Origin of the sequence: Lentilactobacillus diolivorans DSM 14421, assembly GCF_001434255.1 — a bacterium.
In the GTDB taxonomy this organism is placed as follows: domain Bacteria; phylum Bacillota; class Bacilli; order Lactobacillales; family Lactobacillaceae; genus Lentilactobacillus; species Lentilactobacillus diolivorans.
The window spans coordinates 1-21,380 of sequence record NZ_AZEY01000013.1 but is presented as its reverse complement, the minus strand read 5'-3'; the positions used below and the strand labels follow the sequence as shown (position 1 = coordinate 21,380).

Sequence of the window (21,380 nt, the reverse complement as noted above, 5' to 3'; positions counted from 1 at the left end):
GATGAAAGATAGTCGAATAAATATTGACTTGGTTCAGCGAAATGCCAATCGTGGTGATCGCGAACGGACTCTTGGGCTGTTTGACTTATCAATTTTGGGGATCGGGGCGATTATTGGAACAGGAATTTTGGTCTTAACCGGGATCGTTGCCGCAACTGACGCGGGGCCTGGAGTGGCAATTTCATTCGTAATTGCAGCAGTTGCGAGTTGTATGATTGGCCTTTGTTATTCCGAGTTAACGACAAGTATTCCCAATTCCGGAAGTGCTTATGTGTATGCGTGGGTGGCGATTGGTCAGCGAATCGCGTTTTTGGCTGGGTGGACCCTGATTGGTGTTTATATTACGACCACCGCGACTGTCGCAAATGGTTGGACAGGGTATGTTAAATCATTTTTCAAAGAAATTGGGGTGACTTTACCGCACGCGTTGTTAGCATCCCCTTTTGATGGCGGACTGATTAATTTACCCGCACTTATTATGATTTGCCTGATGACGTTTGTTTTGACACGGGGGACAAGCGAGAGTAAGTGGATCAACAATGTGATGGTGATTGTAAAATTAGCAGTCATCTGCCTATTCATTGTGATGAGTATTACCAGTGTTCAAGCTAGTAATTGGCGCCCGTTTTTACCATATGGCGTCCAAGGTGTCTTTACCGGTGCCGCAACTGTGTTTTTCACGTTTTTGGGGTTTGATGCCTTGGCAACTTCTGCTGAAGAAGTTAAGAATGTTAAAAAGAATTTGCCAAGAGCCATTATTTTATCGCTGATTGTTTCGACAACGCTATACGTTATTGTTAGTTTGATTATGACTGGGGTCGTTCACTACACTGAGTTAAATGTGCCAGAATCTATGGCGTATGTCTTAATCAGCCAGGGTCATCATTTGTCAGCCCAACTGGTTTCTGTTGGTGCAATCCTGGGAATTACAGCCGTGGTTTACGCTTTTGTTTACGCCGCGTCGAATATTACAATGGCAATGAGCCGAGGGGGCTTTCTGCCCAAAAAAATTTCAGTCATAAATGTTAAAACCAAGAGTCCTAATCGGGCCCTGTGGCTTATTGGCGGGGTTGCCGCAACTCTGGCAGGTTTCATCAATATCAAACACTTGGCGGTTATCGCAAACGTTGGTTCGCTATCGGTTTTCTTTTTAATCTCATTAATTGTGATTATCTTGCGTCACCGTCAGCCTGATTTGAAGCGTCCGTTTAAATTACCATTTGGGGACACAATTCCAATCTTTTCGATGTTGATCTGTGGCTTCTTGTTGTTAAATACACCATTACACGCATGGATTATCTATACGGCTTGGTTGTTAATTGGTTTTATCGTATACCTTTTATATTCCAGAAAACATGTGGATATTGAACAGCGTGAAGAACAAGAAGCATTAACTGCCGAGAATCAAGTTGTTTAGGCAGCATTTCAAATGTCAGAAATAGTGATGTAACGGAATTGTTGGGAAAAGCTGATCGAAAATCTTCTGTAATGACATTTAAATTGTTGTTGCAGAAGATTTTTTGTTTGAAAAAATCTAGGCTATACTAATTGGTATATTTGTAAAATTTAAAGATATAAGGAGTTCTCAAGTGATGATTCGTGGAATGCGTGAGATTAAAGAATTTGTTAGCGAACAGTTAGGCCATGAAACTTCTGGTCATGATTTTACTCATATTATGCGGGTAGTCGCACTTGCCAAGTTGATTTTAAAAGGTGAGCCGACCGCTAATGAGGAATTGGTGTTGGTTGCGGCTTACTTGCATGATGTTGCTGATGATAAAGTAGCGACCAATCCGGCGGCTAAAAGAAAAGTCATCATTAACAAACTGGTTGAAGTTGGCTATGATGACTCATTTATTAAAAAGGTTTTTGAAATTATCGATAATATGTCGTACAGCGCTAATTTAAAAGTGAAACACCAACTGTCGATTGAAGGTCAGATTGTTCAGGATGCTGATCGATTAGATGCAATTGGTGCGATTGGAATTGCCCGGACATTTTACTTCGGTGGTCATTTTGGCGAGATTATGTATAATCCTCGGATCATGCCTCGTAAGGATATGGACAAATCTGAGTATCGTAAACGGGGGACGGTCATTAATCATTTTTATGAGAAGTTATTTAAATTGAAAGATCAAATGAATACACCAACCGCCAAGAAAATTGCTAAACATCGCCAACAAGTGATGCTGGCCTTTGTTAACGAATTTGTTGATGAATGGAACGGGCTTGTCTGACTGGTTGATAGTTAATAGTTTCATGTTAAGCAAACACATCAAGATGACAGACTTCGAAAAATGAGGTTAAAGGTTCCGGAAAGGATCAAATTAAAAATTGAAACCGCAGTAATGATGATGGTTAAGCGGCGCAACTCAGTGAATAAAGTTGTCTGCCACGGTGTGAAAGATATTAAAAGTGACAAGATAATTATCGTGATGATGGCCTGCCAAAAGCCTTGACGGGCGTTCTGAAAGTCGGCTGGACTCAGGTCAAAGCCACCAATACAAATGTTAGCCGCTAAAATGATAAACAGCAGTAGTCCCTGCCAATGAAAACCAGGTGATAATTGCAGATCAACGCTTAATGGCAACTGGGTGAATTCAAGCAGCCAAGTGTAACTATTAGGAATCAGGCATTTAGCCAAAGCTAATGTTGCTAAGCAGCACCCAAAGATGGGCGCTATACCAATAAAAAGATTGCCGATATTTTGATAAAAATTGGCTTGGTTCCAACGGTGATTGACGTAGCCTAACGTCGGTTTGCTGTTAGTTGGCCGGCTGATTAAGCGAAAGCCGGTAATCCGGTGGCCAAAAATCATCGCGATAATGAGATGGCTAAGTTCGTGAATCATGATTCCCAAAAAGCCAAAATAGAGCTGACTATTGATTCCAAATCGGTTGGCAATGTGTTGCTTGGTGTTACGATTAAGCCGCGATAGTAACCAGATAAAAAAGAAAGGCACTCCAGCAATTAATCCGAGTGCCCAGACGATATTTGTGATAATTTCTTTAAGCATTATTTTTCCTTTAAGTCAGTGAATTTTCCGTGAACCAAATCAGCCAGTTGTTGGGAGTCAACTTTCACAGAACGCCCAATTTGACCGGATGAAACAATCATGGTGCCCATATCCTGGGCTTCCTGATCAATATAAATGGGATATTTGAACTTTTCGTAAATCCCAACTGGCGTGTTTGCGCCATGTTCATAGCCGGTTGTCTTAAGGAGATCTTTTAATGGAACCATCGTGACTTTTTTATTACCGGACGCTTTTGCCAGCTTCTTTTCGTCAAGATGTTCGTCAACGGGAAGCACTCCAACAACGGGACCGGTAGTTTTACCAGTTAAGACCAACGTTTTAAAGATTTTGTGTTCGTCAGTATCAACGTGATCAACGCTAATTTGTGCGACATCACCCTCTTGATGGGTCGGAAAAGTCATCTGTTCGAATGGGATGTTGTGCTTGTCCAGAATCTGTTCAACTAATGTTTTATGAACTTTTTTATGTTTCTTTTTTGCCATATTTACCACACCTCACGGACATTTTATCACAATGGCTCAAACATTTCTGTCTGAATCGGGCGGAAATATCTGTTATACTTTATTGTTAATAATGCATCTTTTTGCAAATGGACGATTTAATTAAGGAGCGGGCATGACGGATTTAGTTTATCGTAACATCATTAAAGACTTGAAGGACCGGATTCAAGACAACGAGTTTGAATCTAAAAAGCTACCCGATGAGCGTAGTCTTAGTGACTCATATGGTGTTAGTCGTAGTTCAATCAAACGGGCGCTAAATGTCTTGGCGAACCAGGGCATTATTTTTAAAAAACGGGGATCGGGAACGTTCATCAACCCGCTATATCAAAAAAATCAAACAATTTTTCAATACGAAGGCTCAAATTTGGGGGTTACTGACAGCTTTAAGAGTGACGGAAAGACGCCACAGATTAAGTTGTTGGATTTTGATGTGATTCCAGCCACCAAAGAACTTCAAACAGAACTTTTTTTGGATCCCGGTGAATTTGTTTATCGGATTAAGCGGTTACGTTCATTTGAAAATAAACCGTTTATGATTGAAATGGGTTATATTCCGATTCGGGTTGCGCCCGAGCTTAATCAAGAAATTGTGACTGGTTCAATTTTCAATTATATTGAAGATGCAAAGGGAAAGTCAGTTACCAAGTCGTTCATGACAATTACTGCCAATCCGTCAACTAATGAGGACCAAAAGCTGCTGGGATTAAAACCCGTCGAGCCGGTAGGGGTCATGGAAGGCATTTTCTTTTTAGATGATGGGACACCGTTTGAGGTATCCAATATGCGGATTCATTATCAATACCTCAATTACAATACCTTTGTGGACCTTGATGAAAACCAATAATGATTTGAATTCAATATTGTCTCACGTTTTTGCCCGGTAATAATCATGTTTGAATTAACTGAGTGGCTGGGACATAAGTCGATAAAATAGTTTTAAAAAAATCCCGTAAAATCAGCGTTTTTGTGAACTGATTTACGGGATTTTCACTTTGAAGTTAAAACGCCATAATATAAATTTGGACTATTGTCACAGCCGCTCTCTTGGCATCATCACGATTATTGCCGGCTTTCGTCCCACTCTCCCATTTTGTACTTTTGCAATAATGGTTTAGAAACGCTGGCCAATCTAATTTACAATCAACAGCGTTTACAACCTTTTTTTACTCAAAAGGATTTATCCTAGAGTTATAGAATTCATTTTTCTATTAGGAAGGAAAATGTTACGTGGAAGAAGATGGTGACATGAAGAATCGATGGGGAATCTTTTCAGCGATTGTGCTGCTCTCGTTTATGTCAACTTTAACCAGCAGTATTGTTAATATTGCTTTACCCGTTATGTCTCGTGATCTTAACGTTCCAATCGCTCAAATTACTTGGGTCGCTTCAAGTTACTTGGTTGTGACCTGCATGTTGTTGCTTCCATTTGGAAAATTGGGCGATCTTTTCGGTAAAATCAATGTTTTTAAAATCGGCACGGTTGTATTTACCATTAGTTCACTATTATGCGGGATAAATTTTGGCTTCGCTTGGGTTTTACTTATGCGGGCAATTCAGGCAATTGGTGCCAGTATGACTTTAAGTACCAACGCCGGGATCATTACCGAAACGTTTTCTAAGAAACAACGGGGATTAGCCCTTGGTAGTTTTGGCTCTGTGGTGGCACTTGGAGCAATCGCCGGACCGGGAATCGGTGGTTTGATTCTGACTTATTTACCATGGCATTATATTTTTTGGGTTAACGTTCCAATTGGTCTGGCGGCTATTTTATTGGGAAAGTTTGTTCTCCCAAAAGATGTTCATTTTCAAAAAGCCAAGGTCGATGTATGGGGACTATTGGTCTTGATTGTCATGATGGGCTCGTTCTTTTTAGCGTTAATAATCGGCCAGGAAGCCGGATTTTTAACCATGCCATTTATTGGCCTGACTGTTGTCTTTATTATCGCGCTGATCGGGTTTATCTGGATTGAGAAACGGGTTGTCAATCCGGCAGTAAATTTTAAATTGTTTGCCAAAAGTGATTTGACGATGAATTTAATGGCAACCGTTTTGGTTTACGGCATTAGTTTTATTGTTAATATTATTGAGCCAATCTACCTTGAACAAAATCGAAAATTACCGACGAATATAACCGGTTTTATTTTAATAAGTTTCCCGATTATTCAAATTGTCGTGTCACCGATCGCCGGTTTACTAAGTGACAAATTGGGTGCGCATTTTATTGTCTTGGTGGCTTTGGCCTTGATGGTCGTCAGCCAATTTGGATTGGCAAGTGTGCATCACGCAACTTCACTGATTCTACTATGTCTTTGGCTGGGATTTGTCGGACTGGGAAATGGATTGTTTCAGGCACCGACAAATGTTCTTATTATGAATTCGGTAAGTAAAAATCAATTGGGAGTGGCAAGTGGTCTTTTGGGGTTGTCCAGAAATACCGGGATGACAATTGGCTCAATTTTTGCGAATATTTTATTGTTTTTGGGAATCGATCGGGCATTAGGTGAAACCACTAAAAATTATCCGTTTCAGCAGCCGACGGCATTTATTTCGGGGATGCAATTTGTCTTTTTGGTCACGGCAGTTGTCTTATCATTATTTTTTATCATTCAACTGGGAGTGATTTTTAAGCAAAAAAATAATCAGCAAAAAGAGTCCTAAAATTTTTTATTACATTTAAGAACTTTTGGTGGACTATCGAATTTATAGCGTTCATAATGGCAGTAATGTATAGGATTTCTCAAGGTTAAATAATTGGACCGTATCAATTTGCAAAAAGGTTGACTTTTGGAAAATATGGTTTAGTATTAATCATGTAAATTGATCAAGGATTAATTGGTGAACTTTACGAACATTCTATACAAGTAGCTTTGTTGTTAAATCGAAGAAGGAGTGTTAATTAATGACAGTAGATTACGATTCCAAAGAATATTTGGAACTTGTTGATAAGTACTGGGACGCTGCTAACTACCTTTCAGTAGGTCAGTTATTTTTACGTGATAACCCATTGCTTAAGCGACCACTTAAGTCTGATGATGTTAAGATCAAGCCAATCGGTCACTGGGGAACTATCGTATCCCAAAACTTCATTTATGCACAATTGAACCGTGTTATTAACAAATACGATTTGAACATGTTCTATATTGAAGGTTCAGGTCACGGTGGCCAAGTGATGGTTTCTAACTCATACCTTGACGGTAGTTATTCAGATATTTACCCAAATATCTCGCAAGACGAAGAAGGTATGAAGAAATTATTCAAGCAATTCTCATTCCCAGGTGGAGTTGCTTCACATGCCGCACCAGAAACACCAGGTTCAATCCATGAAGGTGGCGAGCTTGGATACTCACTTTCACATGGTACCGGTGCTATCTTGGACAACCCAGATGTAATCGCTGCTGTTGAAATTGGTGATGGTGAATCAGAAACTGGTCCTTTAGCCGCATCATGGTTCTCAGACAAGTTCATCAACCCAATTACTGACGGTGCTGTTCTTCCTATTATTAACATGAATGGTTTCAAGATTTCTAACCCAACTATCCTTTCACGGATGAGTGACGAAGACTTAACTAGTTACTTTAAGGGAATGGGCTGGGATCCATACTTTGTTGAAGCAACTCCTGATACTGACCATATGGAAGTTCAAGAGAAATTCGCTAAGACTTTGGATCACGTTATCGAAGAAATCAAGTCTATTCAAAAGAATGCTCGTGAGAATGAAACGCCAGATAGTGTTAAACTACCTAACTGGCCTATGATCATCTTCCGTTCACCTAAGGGCTGGACTGGTCCTAAGAAGGACCTTGATGGTAACCCTATCGAAGGTTCATTCCGTGCCCATCAAGTTCCAATTCCTGTTGCTGCAGGTTCAATGGAACATAAAGATTTGCTTGTTGACTGGTTGAAGTCATACAAGCCAGAAGATCTATTTGATGAAAATGGTACTTTGAAGCCTGAACTTCGTGAACTTGCTCCTAAGGGCGACCAACGAATGTCAGTTAATCCAATTACCAACGGTGGTATCAAGCCAGAACCATTGAAGTTCCCTAATGTTCGTGATTTTGAAGTTAAATTTGACAAACGTGGAAATGATCAGCGACAAGATATGATCGAATGGTCCAAGTGGTTGGACGCTGTTGCTAAGTTGAACCCAACTAGTTTCCGTGGCTTTGGTCCTGATGAAACTAAGTCAAACCGTCTTTACAGTTTACTTGACGATGAGAAGCGTCAATGGATGGAAGACATTCACGAACCATTTGATGAAAATCTTTCAAATCATGGTCGTGTGATTGATTCACAACTTTCAGAACATCAAGCAGAAGGCTGGCTTGAAGGCTACGTATTAACTGGTCGTCATGGCTTCTTCGCAACTTACGAATCATTTGGTCGAGTAGTCGACTCAATGTTAACTCAACACTTCAAGTGGTTACGTAAGGCTTCAGAACAATCATGGAGAAAAGAATACCCATCATTGAACTTTGTTGATACTTCAACAGTATTCCAGCAAGATCATAATGGTTATACCCACCAAGATCCAGGTATGTTAACTCATTTAGCTGAAAAGAAGCCTGAATTTATCCGTGAATATCTCCCAGCTGATGCTAACGAATTATTAGCTGTTGGTGATGTTGCATTCAGAACTTACGAAAAGATTAACTTGATCGTAACTTCAAAGCACCCACGTCGTCAGTGGTACTCAATGGATGAAGCACAAAACTTGGTTAAGAACGGTCTCGGATACATTGACTGGGCTTCAACTGATCAAGGTCAAGAACCTGATGTTGTCTTTGCTGCTGCTGGTAGCGAACCTAACTTGGAAGCATTAGCTGCTATTGACATCTTGAACAAAGAATTCCCAGAAATGAAGATTCGTTTCATTAACGTTGTTGACTTATTGAAGCTTCGTTCACCTAAGATTGACCCTCGTGGTATTAGCGATGAAGAATTTGACAACTTGTTCACAACTGACAAGCCTGTTATCTTCGCATTCCATGGTTTCGAAGATCTTATCAAGGATATCTTCTTTGATCGTCACAACCATAACCTTCATGTTCATGGTTATCGTGAAAACGGTGATATTACCACACCATTTGACATGCGTGTCTTGAACCAGTTGGATCGTTTCGATCTTGCTAAAGAAGCCGTTCAAGATATTCCAGCATACTCTGTAAAGGGTAGCTACTTCATTCAACGTATGAACGACACAGTTGATAAGCATAATGCTTACATCCGTGAAGTTGGTACTGACCTTCCAGAAGTTGTTAGTTGGAACTGGACTGGTCTCAACAAGTAATCTAATTGAATCAATAATTAATTACTAAAACTTAAAAGGCACTCAAATCCAAATTGGATTTGAGTGCCTTTTTAGCTGCAAAATAAAATCTGTGGAAATATTGGTCATAGGGCTGATTTTCTAACATTTAGTTATTTTGGATTAGGGTAAGATTTTAAACCATTTATCATCTTCAAAATACTTACCGATTTGGAGCAGCAAATCTTCGCGCCCCTTCTTTGCCATAAATTGAATTCCCATTGGCAACCCGTTTTCGCCAACATGAGTTGGTAAGCTAATCGCAGGTTGACCACTTATGTTTGCCAGTTGGGTAAATGGTGAAAGCGTCAGGGCAGGGAGCCATTGATCCCAAATAAGTTGTTGCTGTTCTTTGGGTGAGAATGTTTCGATATGTTTCAACTTTTGTAGATCCTCATTGGAAATTAACGGATCGTCGACGCGCGGCGCTTGATGGGCGGTTGTTGGTGTTAGGTAAAGATCGTATTTGGATTGAAATTCATCCATTGTTGCACTGACATTATCCCAAAAACTCAGTGCCTGACTATACTGAATGGCCAAAACTGATTTCCCAGTCACATTTAATGCCCAAGTTAACGGTTCAACATTCTGTTTAATCATCTGGTCATCTAGCGCCATGTTTGCGAACATGGTCGCAGTTTCCCCAGCATTCATTAGATAATATGTTTGCATTAACTTTGTACCGTCAATGGGGGCATCAGCCGGTTCAACATCAAATCCACTCTCATCCAAAAACGTTACAGCTTCTTTGACGGCCTGTTTGGCGGCATTGGAAACCGGTGTTCCAACTGGCGATTTAGTTGAATAACCGATTTTTAGGTGATGTGGTAATTGGTCTAACGTATCTGCAAACTTTTTATCCGGTGCCGGGACTTGAAATGGTGCAGCCATTTGGATAGTTGTTAGCGCATCTAATAAATTAGCAGTATCTGTGATGTCCCGGGTAATGGCAAAGTTAATTGAGGCGCCTTGCCAGCCTCGCCATTCACCCGGACCAGTTGGGACTCTGCCCCGAGTTGGTTTAAGACCGATGGTGCCGGAAAATGAAGATGGAATTCGAATGGAACCACCACCATCGTTACCAGCCGCAATTGGCAGCCAGCCATCTCCAACCGCAGCTGCGGAACCACCTGATGAGCCGCCAGGTTGGTAATCTCCGTTCCAAGGATTATGAGCGTTACCATATAATTGCGAGTCGGTAATGTTTTTAAACCCAAATTCAGGGGCGTTTGTTTCGCCAACCGGAATTAATCCGGCGGCAAGCAGTCCTAAAACAAAGTTGTTGGTTTCAGGTGCAACGTAATCTTTTAATAGTTTTGAACTAGCGGTATCCAGCTGACCCTTAAAGGACTGGCCTAATCCCTTTAACAGAATTGGCACCCCGGCAAAGGGTTGGCCGGTATCTTTGAAATCGGCGGCCATTTTTTGAGCTCGCTCTGGCCAGTAGCTTGTAACAGCATTAAGATGCTTATTATTATTTTTAATTGTCTCAATCAATTCGGAAACAAGTTCACTTCGGCTTACTTGATGATTGCGAAGAAGCTGAGATAGTTCCGTTGCAGAATGAGCAGCTAGTAAATTATTTGTCATGGCAGATTTCCTTTCAGTATCAATAAAAAAGCGATTAAATATGAACTCGCTTTCATTGTAAACTTAAGAAAAAAGTTGAGCAATTAACTCACTCAACTTTTGAGATTATTTTTCTAATAAAATTGTTCAAATCTGAGAAAATGTGAGGGAATTGGGGCAATCACAGTTTGTAGCCGGTTTGTAAACGGCATCACCAATCCTAATTTCCACGAATGTAATAGTAAATACTCATACTGGTCATTCGGATTATAAAGTGGATCACCAACAATTGGATGGTTAATTGCAGCCATATGAACGCGAATCTGGTGTGTTCGGCCGGTTTCTAACTGAATTGATAGTAGTGAAAAACCTTTTTCTTCCCGAATGACTTGGTAATGGGTAACGGCGTTTACCGCGTGTGGCCCGTTTACTTTTCGCTTTCGCTTATCGTCTGGATCCAAGCCAATTGGTAAGTTGACTTTACCGATTGATTCTAAATTTGTGCCACTAACCCACGCTAAATAAGTTCTTTGAATCACCTTTTTAGCAATATTAGCCACTAGAATTGGAACAACTGCTGGATTTTTTGCAAAAACGATGGCACCACTGGTTTCTTGGTCTAGTCGATGAATCATGTATGGTGGGATATCTTCTACTTGTAAATAAGCTGCTAAATGATTCATTGTTGCGCCAACTTCACCAGGTTGATTGGCATGTGTTTTGTCACCGCGACGTTTGTTGATCACAATGAGATTGCGATCTTCATATAAGACTTCAATTGTAGCAGCCGAGTCCACCAATACTTCCGGGTATGGCTGTCCAAAGTCCTGAGGCAAAAAGGTCATTTGAATTCGATCACCGGTATGAACTGGAAAATTGACGGGCAGATACTGGCCATTTACTAAGACACGTTGATTGTGCCTTAAACTAAATATCAAATGTTTAGGAATTAACCAATATTGATGTAATAAAAAGCGGAGTGGCTGATCGGCCATCTCCGGTGGAACGACTTCATTAAATATCCATTTATCGATCATTTAAATCACTTTGCTTTTTTAGCCTGCTTGGATCGAACAATTAACACATCGCATTTGGCTGTTCGAGTCACATAGCTTGTAACCGAACCAATAATTAGTCGCTCAACGGCGCTTAGTCCAGTTGACCCAATGACAATCACATCATTATTGTGATCACGTGGAAATTCGCGTGCAATGATGGGTTTCGGGTTACCAAAACGGATATGAATATCGACACTCTTAACGCCGGCGTCTTTGGCTTTTTGTTCCATGTCTTTAAGTTTATCTTCGGTATTTTCAGTTAATTTGAAAACGACATCTCCGCTTACAGCGCTTCCATAGGTTTGGTTGAACTGATTAACTTCCAAAATATTGAGGATATCTAGATGAGCATCGTTGACTAATGCTAAGTCAATTGCTCGATTAAGCACATGCTCCGTAACCGCTGAGCCATCAACTGGTACTAAGATGCTACTGTATTTTTGTTGTTCCATTTCGACCACCCCGTATTCGTTTTATTCCTTACCTAAACTATAACATTCTCAGCACCGCTTGTAATCAATTATTAATTTGCAGAAGCTTTTTCCTTGTGATTGTAATCGCTTACTTATGGTGCTACCATATAAACTAGTGAAACAATGAAAAGAGGGATTTTTTCTATGTATTATTATGTCATGAAGTCCGACGATATTCGTCAAAATTTAGCTACTGAACAGTATTTAATGAATGAAATTAACTTTGATGAACCTTTACTTCTATTTTATATTGAAGGGCCATGCATCATCGTTGGTCGTAATCAAAACACGCTTGAAGAAATTAATAAGAAATATGTTGATGAGCACAATATTGTTGTGACCCGTCGACTTTCAGGTGGTGGGGCCGTTTATCAAGACCTTGGTAATCTTTGCTTCAGTTTTGTGGTTGACAGTGATAGTGAAGAATTTGGTGATTTCAAGTCATTTGTTCAGCCAATTGTTGATGCTTTACATGATATGGGGGCAACTTCAGTTGAAGTTAGCGGCCGAAATGATATCTTGGTTGATGGTAAGAAATTCTCCGGCAACGCAATGTACACTAAGGGTGGCAAGACATTCTCACATGGTACCTTAATGCTGGATGTTGATTTGTCAGTTATTCCCAAGGCATTGGATGTTCCTGAAGACAAAATCAAGTCAAAAGGAATTAAGTCAGTGAGTTCACGTGTCACTAATCTAAAACCATATTTAGCATCAAAGTATCAAAACTTAACAACCCCGGAATTTCGCGATCGGTTACTAAAGGAGTTGTTCCATGTTGATGATTTGTCTCAAATCAAAGATAAGGAATATCACTTGAAAGATAGCGATAAAAAGGGTATTGAAAAGATTTACAATGATTACTACAATAACTGGGATTGGGTATATGGTAATTCACCTGAATTTACAGTTAAAAAGCGTCAACATTTCACTAACGGTACTATTGATGCCCGTCTGCAAGTTGATGATGGTAAAGTTTCCGAAATTAAATTCTATGGTGATTTCTTTGGACCAAAGGATGTTAATGAACTTGCCGACAAGTTACAGGGCCTACGTTTTGAACGTCAAGATTTCGAAGATGCTTTAAAAGATATTGACACAAATCAGTACTTTACCGGCATTCCAAAGGAAGATTTTCTGAATATGCTTTTCTAAAGTGGCCGAATAAGTTAAACTTGAAACGAACGGTAGCATAAAGATAAATTCCATGATCGAATTTATCTTTTTTGTTTTGGAATAATGGAGGGTTAATTTGAGAGTCGAAGAGAAGAAAGTTATCACTTGGGCAATTGTTTCGCTTGTGGTGTTCTTAATTACTAATTGGCTGCTGACATTAAAGATGATGCAGCTTGACAAAGCGGTGCATATGTCCGAAGCGATTCAGGTTACTTGGATCGCAATTGCATTTTATGCTGCTACAATTATTTTGGCAGTCTTAAAGGTTAAAATCAGCTATTATTTACTGGCAGTCGTTGTTGCGGTATACTCAGTGGGATTTGTTGGTATGTTGATGACGATGATCAATGACAGCTCTGCCAATTATTTGGTCCGAGCGTTGCCAATTGTGATGAGTGCGATTGGCATTTGGGTTAACGTTTATTGGTATATTTTAGTATTCCGATTACGAGCAGTTTATCAACGAAAGAGTATGAAGAAGCAACTTGAAAAACGTGCAAAAGAATTTAAGAAATAGGTGAAATCTAGTGGAGAAGGATGTAACAAGTTTTATTGATGATGCAACGAATGAAAAAATTGACGGTAAAACGTTCACCGGTAAATTGGATGATGTCGCAGCAGATATCGATGGTGTCATGAAGCCGGTTTATAATTATATCGAAGCGCAACTTAACTTGGGGAAATTAGGTTATGCTGAATTGAAATTAACAGACGCTGATGTTGCGATTCGATTAGAGACCAATCTTATTAATTTACCGTTACAGGAAATTAAACGTATTTCGAAAATGATTTCTGACGAGGATAAATTACCAGTTAACGTCTATATTTTAATGATTTCACCTTTGGTTAATGCTTCAGGTCTACGAATTGATGAGGTTTCCAGTGCTGATGATTATATTGGGCACGTTGCGGATTACGCCAAGACCATGAACGAGTGGGTTGCTCAGCATATTGAGGCCGTCAAAGATCACTTGGCTCAAGAAGCTGAGAGGGAAAAAGAAACGCATAAAAAGGCCCCTGCTAAGCGAACTGCTAAAAAGTAGGTTGCATTATTAATCTAGACGTGTCATAATGGCTTTATGCGATGAGTCGAGAGATCACACAGCATTTTGCTGTTCGCGCAAGCGACTAAGGTGATATTTTGAGCGGGACCCAATTTAATGCACAGATTTGCAGGGGTTTGACTTTAGCGGATTGTGGAGTCCAAGAAGCCCATCTAGTAACTAGATGCCGTATTGAAGGATCAGCCAAGAAATTGGTTGGTCCTTTTTTCATTGTCTTAATCTAATAAGACGTTACCAGTAACGACCAGACAAGCGGTTTGATAATTAATTAATATTAATATGTTGATATGATTGCAAGATTGCTAAGGACGGGAGATTGACGTGGTTAAGCTAATTAATAGCCGAAATTGGTTATGGGTCGAATTTGGTATGTTGGGTTCTATAAATGGTTCCAGATTCCAATTTCAGCGTGACGAAAAAGATCCAGTTAGAAGCCGAGGTTTTGTCAGTTTCTAACTGGATCTAATCTTAGATTGTTTTCATTCTTTATTTTCTGAAAAACGTCATTTTAAAATTCACGTTTACCATGTAAGTAGACCTGTTTATCGGTTTGCTGAACGGCTTCAACATTGGCTAATGGATCCTCAGCTAAGACTTGGAAATCAGCATACTTACCAACCTCAAGGGTACCGTATTCGTCTTGGATTTGGCAAAGTTCAGCTGAGTTGATACTGGAACATTGATAAGCTTCAACTGGTGACATGCCAAGTTTGGTTGTCAACAGCTCCATTTCCTTGCCGGTTTTATCAAAAGTATTGAACGGCGTTCCGGCATCGGTGCCACAAGTGATTTTGACGCCCATTTTGAAAGCGCGGCTAAGGTTCTCATAAGTGTCATCAAGTGCGTCGGCTGCCTTCATGATTTCCCACTTGGGAAGTGTGCCTTCACCATATTCGGGAATGGCCCATTCAGCGACCAAGGTGGGCGTTAAATAGGTGCCTTGTTTGATCATTTGCTCAGCTTCTTGTTCGGTAACATAAAAGCCGTGTTCAATCGAATCAACACCGGCGTCCAGTGCGTTTTGAATACCGGGATTACCTTCCGCGTGAGCAGCCGCCCGTTTTCCCTTGTGATGAGCTTCAGTTACCCCAGCCTTCATTTCGTCAATTGATAATTGGGGATCAGCCATGAAATCGCCAGGCGTCATGACGCCGCCGGTTGCCATTAATTTGATCAGTTCAGATCCATTTTTTAGCCCTTGGCGGACGGCTTTACGAACTTCATCCGGTGAATCAACCAAGTAAGTTGAATGGGGATGATCACCGTGGCCACCAGTCATTGAGAACGTTCTTCCCGATGGCATAATACCAGGCGTCTTTTTTAATAATCCCATTTCGCGCATTCGTTTGAGTTTAATGTCGACATCGTAACTATTTCCACAGCCACGGATAAATGTTACCCCTGATTTCAGTAATGCTTGTAAATTTTGATAAGCCATCACGGCTGTTTCGGTTTCTGAGCGGTCGCGGCCACCGTCAAATGTTGCCGGATCACTTGAAATGTGGGTGTGAACGTTAATAAATCCCGGCATCACATATTGACCTTCTAAATTAATCCAATGCGTTGTGTCAGGCATTTTTCCAGTTCCACGGTTGGTTATTTTACCGGTTGCATCATCGACGATAAACCAGGAATGAGGTTCGTTATGAGGCGATCGGCCGTCAAATAGTGTGAAATTTGTAAATGCTGTCTGGGTCATGTTACAAGTCCTCCAATTAAAATAAATTCAGTTTAAAATAGTTATATTGTATGAGCTGTTTGCCCCGTGATTGTCGATTATTGCAGTGATTACAGTTTACTATACATTACTTCCAATAAGCGTACTGGTATTGCGCTTCATTTAGTAATGAGTAAGTCAAGCCACCGACTTTACTGCTAATTAATTTCGCTTCGGAAGGTTGATACAGTGGGATGCAGCCCATTACCTTCATTAAGTATTTATCTGCTTGGACCAAGCCATCATATCGTGCTTGACCAGTTTTGGCGTTTGCTGTATTTAAGAGCTTATTGAATGTCGGGTCATTCCAATGGGCAAAGTTAACTGAGTTGTCCTTGGCCATTAAGCTGAGGAAGTCGTATGAGTCACGCCAATTAGTGCTCCAACCAGTTAAATTCAATTCAAACTTACCATCAAAGTCACGAGCAACGTGTTGAGCGTGGGGAAGTGATGTGAGGTTAATAGTTAAGCCTTTGAAGTTTTTTTGAGCAATTGATTGGATGCAGGCCCCGATATGTTTGTCTTCATCGGTATCGTCAGTCAGTAGGTTCATTGTAACCGACTTTTTACCTGATTCTTTGAGATACTTATTCCAATAGTTTTTAGCCTTTGAAACGCTGGTCGGTAGGAGATTACCAACATCTTCGGCCATGTCCTTGCCGGTTTTGGGATTCTTTTGGTCGCCACGAATAACCATGTTGAGGGCAGGCTTAGACCCATCTTGGAGAACATCTTGGGTAATGGTTTTTTGGTTAATGATGTATCCAAGTGCTTTACGGAGATTTTCAGAATTGGTTTTCTTAATTTGAGGATTAAAATAAAGGTAATTGAGTCGACCGGTGGCATGTTTTTTCAAATCTGGATTACTGGCATTAGCTCGAACGTATTGACCAGTAACAGTGGTTTCTTGAATCTTGCCACTCTTAAACAGATTAATTGCGGTATTTTCGTCTTTAGTGACACTAACGTTAACCTGGTTGATTTTAACGTTTTGAGCGTTCCAATAATGGGGATTCTTAACATATTTCCAGGATGAGTTGCTACCGGTCCAGCCAACGAGTTTATATGGACCATCCGCCATTGTTTTAGATGCATTAGTCCCATACTTCTGACCATATTTCTTAACGGCAGCTGTATTGAGGGGCAGGTATTTCGAAGCCGCCAGATCATTAAACCAAGGAATTCGTTTAGTTAATTGAATTTGTAGTTTATGACGTCCAATTGCCTTAGCACCAAGTTTATTTGGCGCTAGCTTACCAGCCTGGATTGCACTGTAATTTTTGAAAGCACTATATAAATTAGCATACTGAGCTTTCGTTTTAGGATCAACCGTCCGCCTAAAAGAGTTGACAAAATCCTGGGCGGTGACAGGCTGACCATTTGCCCATTTCGCATTTCGTTTTAAATTAAATGTGTAGGTTTTACCGTTATTAGTGGGCTTAACGACTTTTGTTGCTACCCCCGGGATGATTTTGTTCTGTTTGTTGTATGTATATAACCCTTCCATAGTCTGAAAAATTAGTCCGGCACTATTAGTGTCTGTGGCTTTGTTAGGGTCTGCAGTGAGTGGTTCGTCTGGTAAGGTTACTGAGAGCGCTTTGTGAGTACTCGCAGATTTCTTACTACCACAGGCAGCAAGTGAGATCGTTGTGAGAAAAATAGCGCCAATCGTCAATAGTTTATGTTTCATATATAGTCCCTCCGATTTGATGCGGTAATTAAGGTGAATGACTTAAATTTGACTTTAAAAATTTGAATCTAGTGACATTTAGAATTCCCGTTTTCCATGTAAATAAACTTGTTTATCAGATTGTTGACATGCTTTAACATCTGCTAATGGATCATTTTTGAGTACTTGAAAATCCGCAAATTTTCCAATTTCAAGAGTGCCGTATTCGTCTTCAATGTGACAGAGAGAAGCTGAATTAATGCTTGAACATTTATAAGCTTGAAGCGGCGTGATGGACAACTTTTCAGTCATCAGTTCCAGTTCTTTTGGTGTCGTATCAAATCCGTTATAGGGCGTTCCTGCATCCGTGCCGCAAGTGAATTTGACACCAAGTTTAAATGCACGACTAAGATTGCGGTAGGCATCTTCAGCGGCATCGTCTGCTTTTTTTACTTCCCATGCCGGCAAAGTACCACGGCCATATTCTGGAATTGCCCAAAGTGCAATAATAGTGGGCGTGAGGTAAGTGCCTTGCTTGATCATTTGTTGGGCTTCTTGTTCATTAACGTAAAAACCATGCTCGATAGAATCAACACCAGCGTCAATCGCATTTTGAATGCCGGGATTTCCTTCCGCATGAGCTGCTACGATTTTGCCCTTATGGTGGGCTTCGTCAATCCCAGTCTTCATCTCGATCGTTGATAACTGAGGATCAGCCATGAAATCACCAGGTGTCATGACACCCCCGGTTGCCATCATTTTGATATTTTCAGCGCCGTTTTTTAATCCCTGACGGACAGCTTTACGCATTTCGTCAGGTGAATCAACTAAAAATGAAAAGTGGGGACCGTCTCCATGACCGCCAGTCATTGAAAAGGCACGCCCAGAAGGCATCATGGTAGGAGTATGATCAAGCAGTCCCTTTTTCTTGAGCCGGTTAAGCTTAATATCAACGTCATAACTGGTGCCACATTCTCGGATATAAGTCACACCGGATTTCAACATTGTTTGAAGATTCTTGTAAGCAGTAACCGCTGCTTCAGTTTCAGAATCACCTGAATTACCATCAAATGTATTGGGATCACTGGTAATGTGAGTGTGAACGTTGATGAACCCCGGCATGACGTATTGCCCCTGTAAATCGATCCAATGGTCAGCTTTAGGTGCAGTACCCGTGCCTCGATTGACAATTTTGCCGGTTTGATCATTGGTAGTGAACCAAGCATCCGATTCATTTTGATCTGTTTTACCATCGAATAATGTAAAATTAAAAAATGCTGTTTGAGTCATTGAAATTCCTCCATAATATCAATTGATTTTCGATAATTGATTAGAAATAGCTGTCTAGGCGACAAAAAAGCACCCTTCCAGAATTTCTCTGAAAGGGTGCTTTCGCACGGTACCACCTTTATTCGCTAATCATTAGCCTCAAACGAACGGTAACCAGATCATCTTCTAAGTTAAATAACAATTAACTTGAAGAAATTTAGAAACGATTCGCTGCATTGATAACGGATGCGACCGGTGATAGCCTACTTTTGCCGAGTTCAGCCAACAGCTCCGAAGCTACTTCTCCATTTGGCTGTTGTCCCGCTTTCACTTTACCGGGGTCGCTGTCAACGGCTGTAAATGGATCCTTCTTCATCAATGCCATTAATTTCTAATCAATTATTAATGTTATATACTCTAACAGTCGTTTTAAAAAATGTCAATCTTTATTAAATCTCTTTTGATAAATCAATAGTCGCCGCCGACGTTGACACAGTAGGGAAAACAGCTGCTCATTAAGAAAAAATAGCAATAAGGGAAAAACAGGTCGGTGATTTTTCATCTAACCATTTTCTAATGGTAAGGCACCAGCATTTTGAAAAAGGACGCTTGACTGATATGATTTAAAATATCATCAATGGTCATCATTAAATAGTCATAATTAATTTGCCAACCACGTGTCCCGTTTCGCTTATTTTCTGTAGTTCCTGTGCGTTTTCGACACTAAAAGGCAGTTGCTGAGCGACTGTAATTTTTAATTTATTATCAGCGAATAATTGGCTTAGCTTAGTCATAACATCGTGCTGGGCATGGCCATTAATTTTGCTGAAGGTAACATGATATTGTTCGCTGAGTTTATCGGCCTGCTCGGTAGTTTCGACAATTGAAACAATTTTGCCGCCTGGTTTTACAACCTTGAAAGCATCGACTTGATTATTACCACCAAGCGTATCGAAAACGAGATCGACGCTGAGTGTTTTTTCGGAAAAGTGATTGGTCGTATAATCGATCACTTCATCAGCACCTAGTGATCTCACAAAGTCAATATTTTTTCCGCTGGTTGTTGTGATAACATGTGCGCCCGCATTTTTAGCTAATTGAATTGCCAGCGAACCCACACCACCGGAACCAGCTAAGATTAGAACCGTCTGGCCTGCTTGCAGGTTTCCCGCTTCGAAAAGAGCCTCCCAGGCAGTCGTTCCAGTGAGTCCCAAACCAGCCGCAGCTTGGAATGATTGGTTGGCGGGTTTATGGCCTGCAAGATCCGCATCGATTGCAAAGTATTCGGCATATGTGCCCCGATTGCTGGGAGTTCCGTATGCAATTACTTCGTCATTTTCTGAAAAGTCAGTGACATTTTTGCCGACTTTGGCAACGATTCCGGCTGCTTCTTGGCCTAGAATGATTGGAAATTGAAAAGGGTAACGTTTTTGGCGCAATCCTTGACGGGTTTTCCAGTCAATTGGATTGACGCCAATGCTTTTAATCTTAATCAAAATTTGATTGTCGTTAATTTCTGGAATGGGGATGTTTGCTGCAGTTAGTTTGTGCTCATCACCATATTCGTTGATGACGATTGCTTTCATATTATTACTGTTTATCATCTAATCACCTCGTTCACATTATAGCAGATGGTAGAAGCAGCTTAAAAAGGTTGTACACAATTCAATTGACATTGTTATGGATGGGAATAAAATGGACTTGATTGGATGTTGGGAGGGTTCAAAATGAAATTAACAGTGACAGATCGTGCTTATCAAAAAATAATGGCTCATGTACCGTTAAATAGTAAGCTGCTTCTAAGCTTTGATGATGGGGTTGGCCCATTTTCAAAAGTTGGTGTTTGCTCGTTAGATACCGCTTTTGATATTATTGCGGTTGACCCTGATGCGAATGTATCGGACTACGATCAAGCGCTATTATCAAATAAGGGAAGTTGGGCTTATAAAGGGTATTCTAAGATTTATTTGAACGATAACATGAAATTGGATGTGAAGAATAATCAATTAGTCCTGTCTGGTGATAGCGGCGTTTTGGACAGTGAAGTTGATATTCAAGATTTAACAGGCCAAAAAGTCTGATACTAATTAATATTGACTATCGTTATTTTTAGAATGAATGTGGTTGAGACATCAGTCAATAAAATAGTTATTTTTCAAAAAATAGAGTGGACCAGCAAGCGTTTAGACCCCAGAATATAGCCCCCTAACTTGATATTTCTGATTTTGGAATGTTAAGTTAGGGGCTATATTCTGGGGTTGCTTGCTGGTCCACGTTTTTTAAACGAAATATTCTGAACTTGAATTCGGTTACGCGGCCGGAAATTGCCTTTTGCCCTGCGTTTTTGTTTGGTAATAGTTACAGAGACTAGGCAAAACAATTATTGTCTCACCCCTATTTTCACTTTGAAATAAGATGCTAAACTGTGGATTTCTGACTATTGTCCCGGTCACGCCTTTTAGAAGTAACATTATTTAGTATTTAACGCGTTGTGCTAGTTGTGCCATATTCTTAACAATTAAATCTTTTATAGAACT

Annotated in this window: 18 protein-coding genes; 9 read left to right on the top strand and 9 right to left on the bottom strand. The window is 40.3% G+C overall.

Annotation, left to right across the window (positions count from 1 at the left end; translation table 11 throughout):
• Window position 1: 1 nt before the first annotated feature.
• On the top strand, window positions 2-1,417 hold the full coding sequence (locus tag FC85_RS00940) for an APC family permease (protein WP_057863700.1): 1,416 nt from the start codon (window positions 2-4) through the stop codon (window positions 1,415-1,417).
• Between the two features lie 175 nt (window positions 1,418-1,592).
• Entirely contained in the window at window positions 1,593-2,237 is a 645-nt protein-coding gene (locus FC85_RS00935) for an HD domain-containing protein (RefSeq protein ID WP_057863699.1), read from the top strand.
• A gap of 38 nt (window positions 2,238-2,275) precedes the next feature.
• Here the strand turns inward: FC85_RS00935 and FC85_RS00930 are convergent, their stop codons facing one another.
• Window positions 2,276-3,016: a hypothetical protein gene (locus tag FC85_RS00930; protein ID WP_057863698.1), complete on the bottom strand. Its 741-nt coding sequence runs from the start codon at window positions 3,014-3,016 to the stop codon at window positions 2,276-2,278.
• Window positions 3,016-3,519 (bottom strand): Cys-tRNA(Pro) deacylase, encoded by a 504-nt coding sequence (ybaK, locus tag FC85_RS00925; protein ID WP_057863697.1) that lies wholly within the window; start codon window positions 3,517-3,519, stop codon window positions 3,016-3,018. The genes FC85_RS00930 and ybaK overlap by 1 nt, the downstream gene beginning before the upstream one ends.
• A gap of 133 nt (window positions 3,520-3,652) precedes the next feature.
• On the opposite strand from ybaK, the gene FC85_RS00920 reads away from it, so the two are divergent.
• The 3 genes from FC85_RS00920 (at window position 3,653) to FC85_RS00910 (ending at window position 8,830) form a co-directional block, all read left to right on the top strand.
• The gene (locus FC85_RS00920) at window positions 3,653-4,384 is read left to right on the top strand and encodes a GntR family transcriptional regulator (protein WP_057863696.1); all 732 of its coding nucleotides are present in this window, start codon (window positions 3,653-3,655) and stop codon (window positions 4,382-4,384) included.
• Between the two features lie 401 nt (window positions 4,385-4,785).
• A complete protein-coding gene (locus FC85_RS00915) occupies window positions 4,786-6,198 on the top strand; it encodes an MFS transporter (protein ID WP_083484841.1) in 1,413 nt (470 codons plus the stop codon).
• 241 nt (window positions 6,199-6,439) lie between these two features.
• Entirely contained in the window at window positions 6,440-8,830 is a 2,391-nt protein-coding gene (locus FC85_RS00910; RefSeq protein ID WP_057863695.1) for a phosphoketolase family protein, read from the top strand.
• Window positions 8,831-8,971: 141 nt separating this feature from the next.
• Here the strand turns inward: FC85_RS00910 and FC85_RS00905 are convergent, their stop codons facing one another.
• The 3 genes from FC85_RS00905 to FC85_RS00895 form a co-directional block, all read right to left on the bottom strand.
• Window positions 8,972-10,438, bottom strand: coding sequence for an amidase (locus tag FC85_RS00905; RefSeq protein ID WP_057863694.1), 1,467 nt, complete (start codon window positions 10,436-10,438; stop codon window positions 8,972-8,974).
• 113 nt (window positions 10,439-10,551) lie between these two features.
• The gene (locus FC85_RS00900) at window positions 10,552-11,454 is read right to left on the bottom strand and encodes an RluA family pseudouridine synthase (protein WP_057863693.1); all 903 of its coding nucleotides are present in this window, start codon (window positions 11,452-11,454) and stop codon (window positions 10,552-10,554) included.
• Between the two features lie 5 nt (window positions 11,455-11,459).
• Window positions 11,460-11,927, bottom strand: coding sequence for a universal stress protein (locus FC85_RS00895; protein WP_057863692.1), 468 nt, complete (start codon window positions 11,925-11,927; stop codon window positions 11,460-11,462).
• Between the two features lie 165 nt (window positions 11,928-12,092).
• On the opposite strand from FC85_RS00895, the gene FC85_RS00890 reads away from it, so the two are divergent.
• The 3 genes from FC85_RS00890 to FC85_RS00880 all read left to right on the top strand — a co-directional run bounded on the left by FC85_RS00890 (window position 12,093) and on the right by FC85_RS00880 (window position 14,167).
• Window positions 12,093-13,103: a lipoate--protein ligase gene (locus FC85_RS00890; RefSeq protein ID WP_057863691.1), complete on the top strand. Its 1,011-nt coding sequence runs from the start codon at window positions 12,093-12,095 to the stop codon at window positions 13,101-13,103.
• 97 nt (window positions 13,104-13,200) lie between these two features.
• Window positions 13,201-13,641, top strand: coding sequence for a hypothetical protein (locus FC85_RS00885; protein WP_057863690.1), 441 nt, complete (start codon window positions 13,201-13,203; stop codon window positions 13,639-13,641).
• Window positions 13,642-13,651: 10 nt separating this feature from the next.
• Window positions 13,652-14,167: a hypothetical protein gene (locus FC85_RS00880; protein WP_057863689.1), complete on the top strand. Its 516-nt coding sequence runs from the start codon at window positions 13,652-13,654 to the stop codon at window positions 14,165-14,167.
• A 529-nt stretch (window positions 14,168-14,696) separates the two neighbouring features.
• Here FC85_RS00880 and FC85_RS00875 read toward each other — a convergent pair.
• From FC85_RS00875 to FC85_RS00860, 4 genes are all read right to left on the bottom strand, one after another.
• On the bottom strand, window positions 14,697-15,887 hold the full coding sequence (locus tag FC85_RS00875; RefSeq protein ID WP_057863688.1) for a metal-dependent hydrolase family protein: 1,191 nt from the start codon (window positions 15,885-15,887) through the stop codon (window positions 14,697-14,699).
• A gap of 106 nt (window positions 15,888-15,993) precedes the next feature.
• Window positions 15,994-17,595, bottom strand: coding sequence for a peptide ABC transporter substrate-binding protein (locus FC85_RS00870; protein ID WP_057863687.1), 1,602 nt, complete (start codon window positions 17,593-17,595; stop codon window positions 15,994-15,996).
• 78 nt (window positions 17,596-17,673) lie between these two features.
• Window positions 17,674-18,864 carry a metal-dependent hydrolase family protein gene (locus FC85_RS00865; RefSeq protein ID WP_057863686.1) on the bottom strand — a complete coding sequence of 397 codons (1,191 nt, stop codon included), beginning with the start codon at window positions 18,862-18,864 and terminating at the stop codon, window positions 17,674-17,676.
• A gap of 626 nt (window positions 18,865-19,490) precedes the next feature.
• Window positions 19,491-20,447: an NADP-dependent oxidoreductase gene (locus tag FC85_RS00860; RefSeq protein WP_057863685.1), complete on the bottom strand. Its 957-nt coding sequence runs from the start codon at window positions 20,445-20,447 to the stop codon at window positions 19,491-19,493.
• Between the two features lie 123 nt (window positions 20,448-20,570).
• Between FC85_RS00860 and FC85_RS00855 the strand changes: the two genes are divergently transcribed.
• Complete coding sequence (locus tag FC85_RS00855) at window positions 20,571-20,924, top strand: iron-sulfur cluster biosynthesis family protein (RefSeq protein WP_057863684.1); 354 nt, start codon at window positions 20,571-20,573, stop codon at window positions 20,922-20,924.
• Window positions 20,925-21,380: the final 456 nt, after the last annotated feature.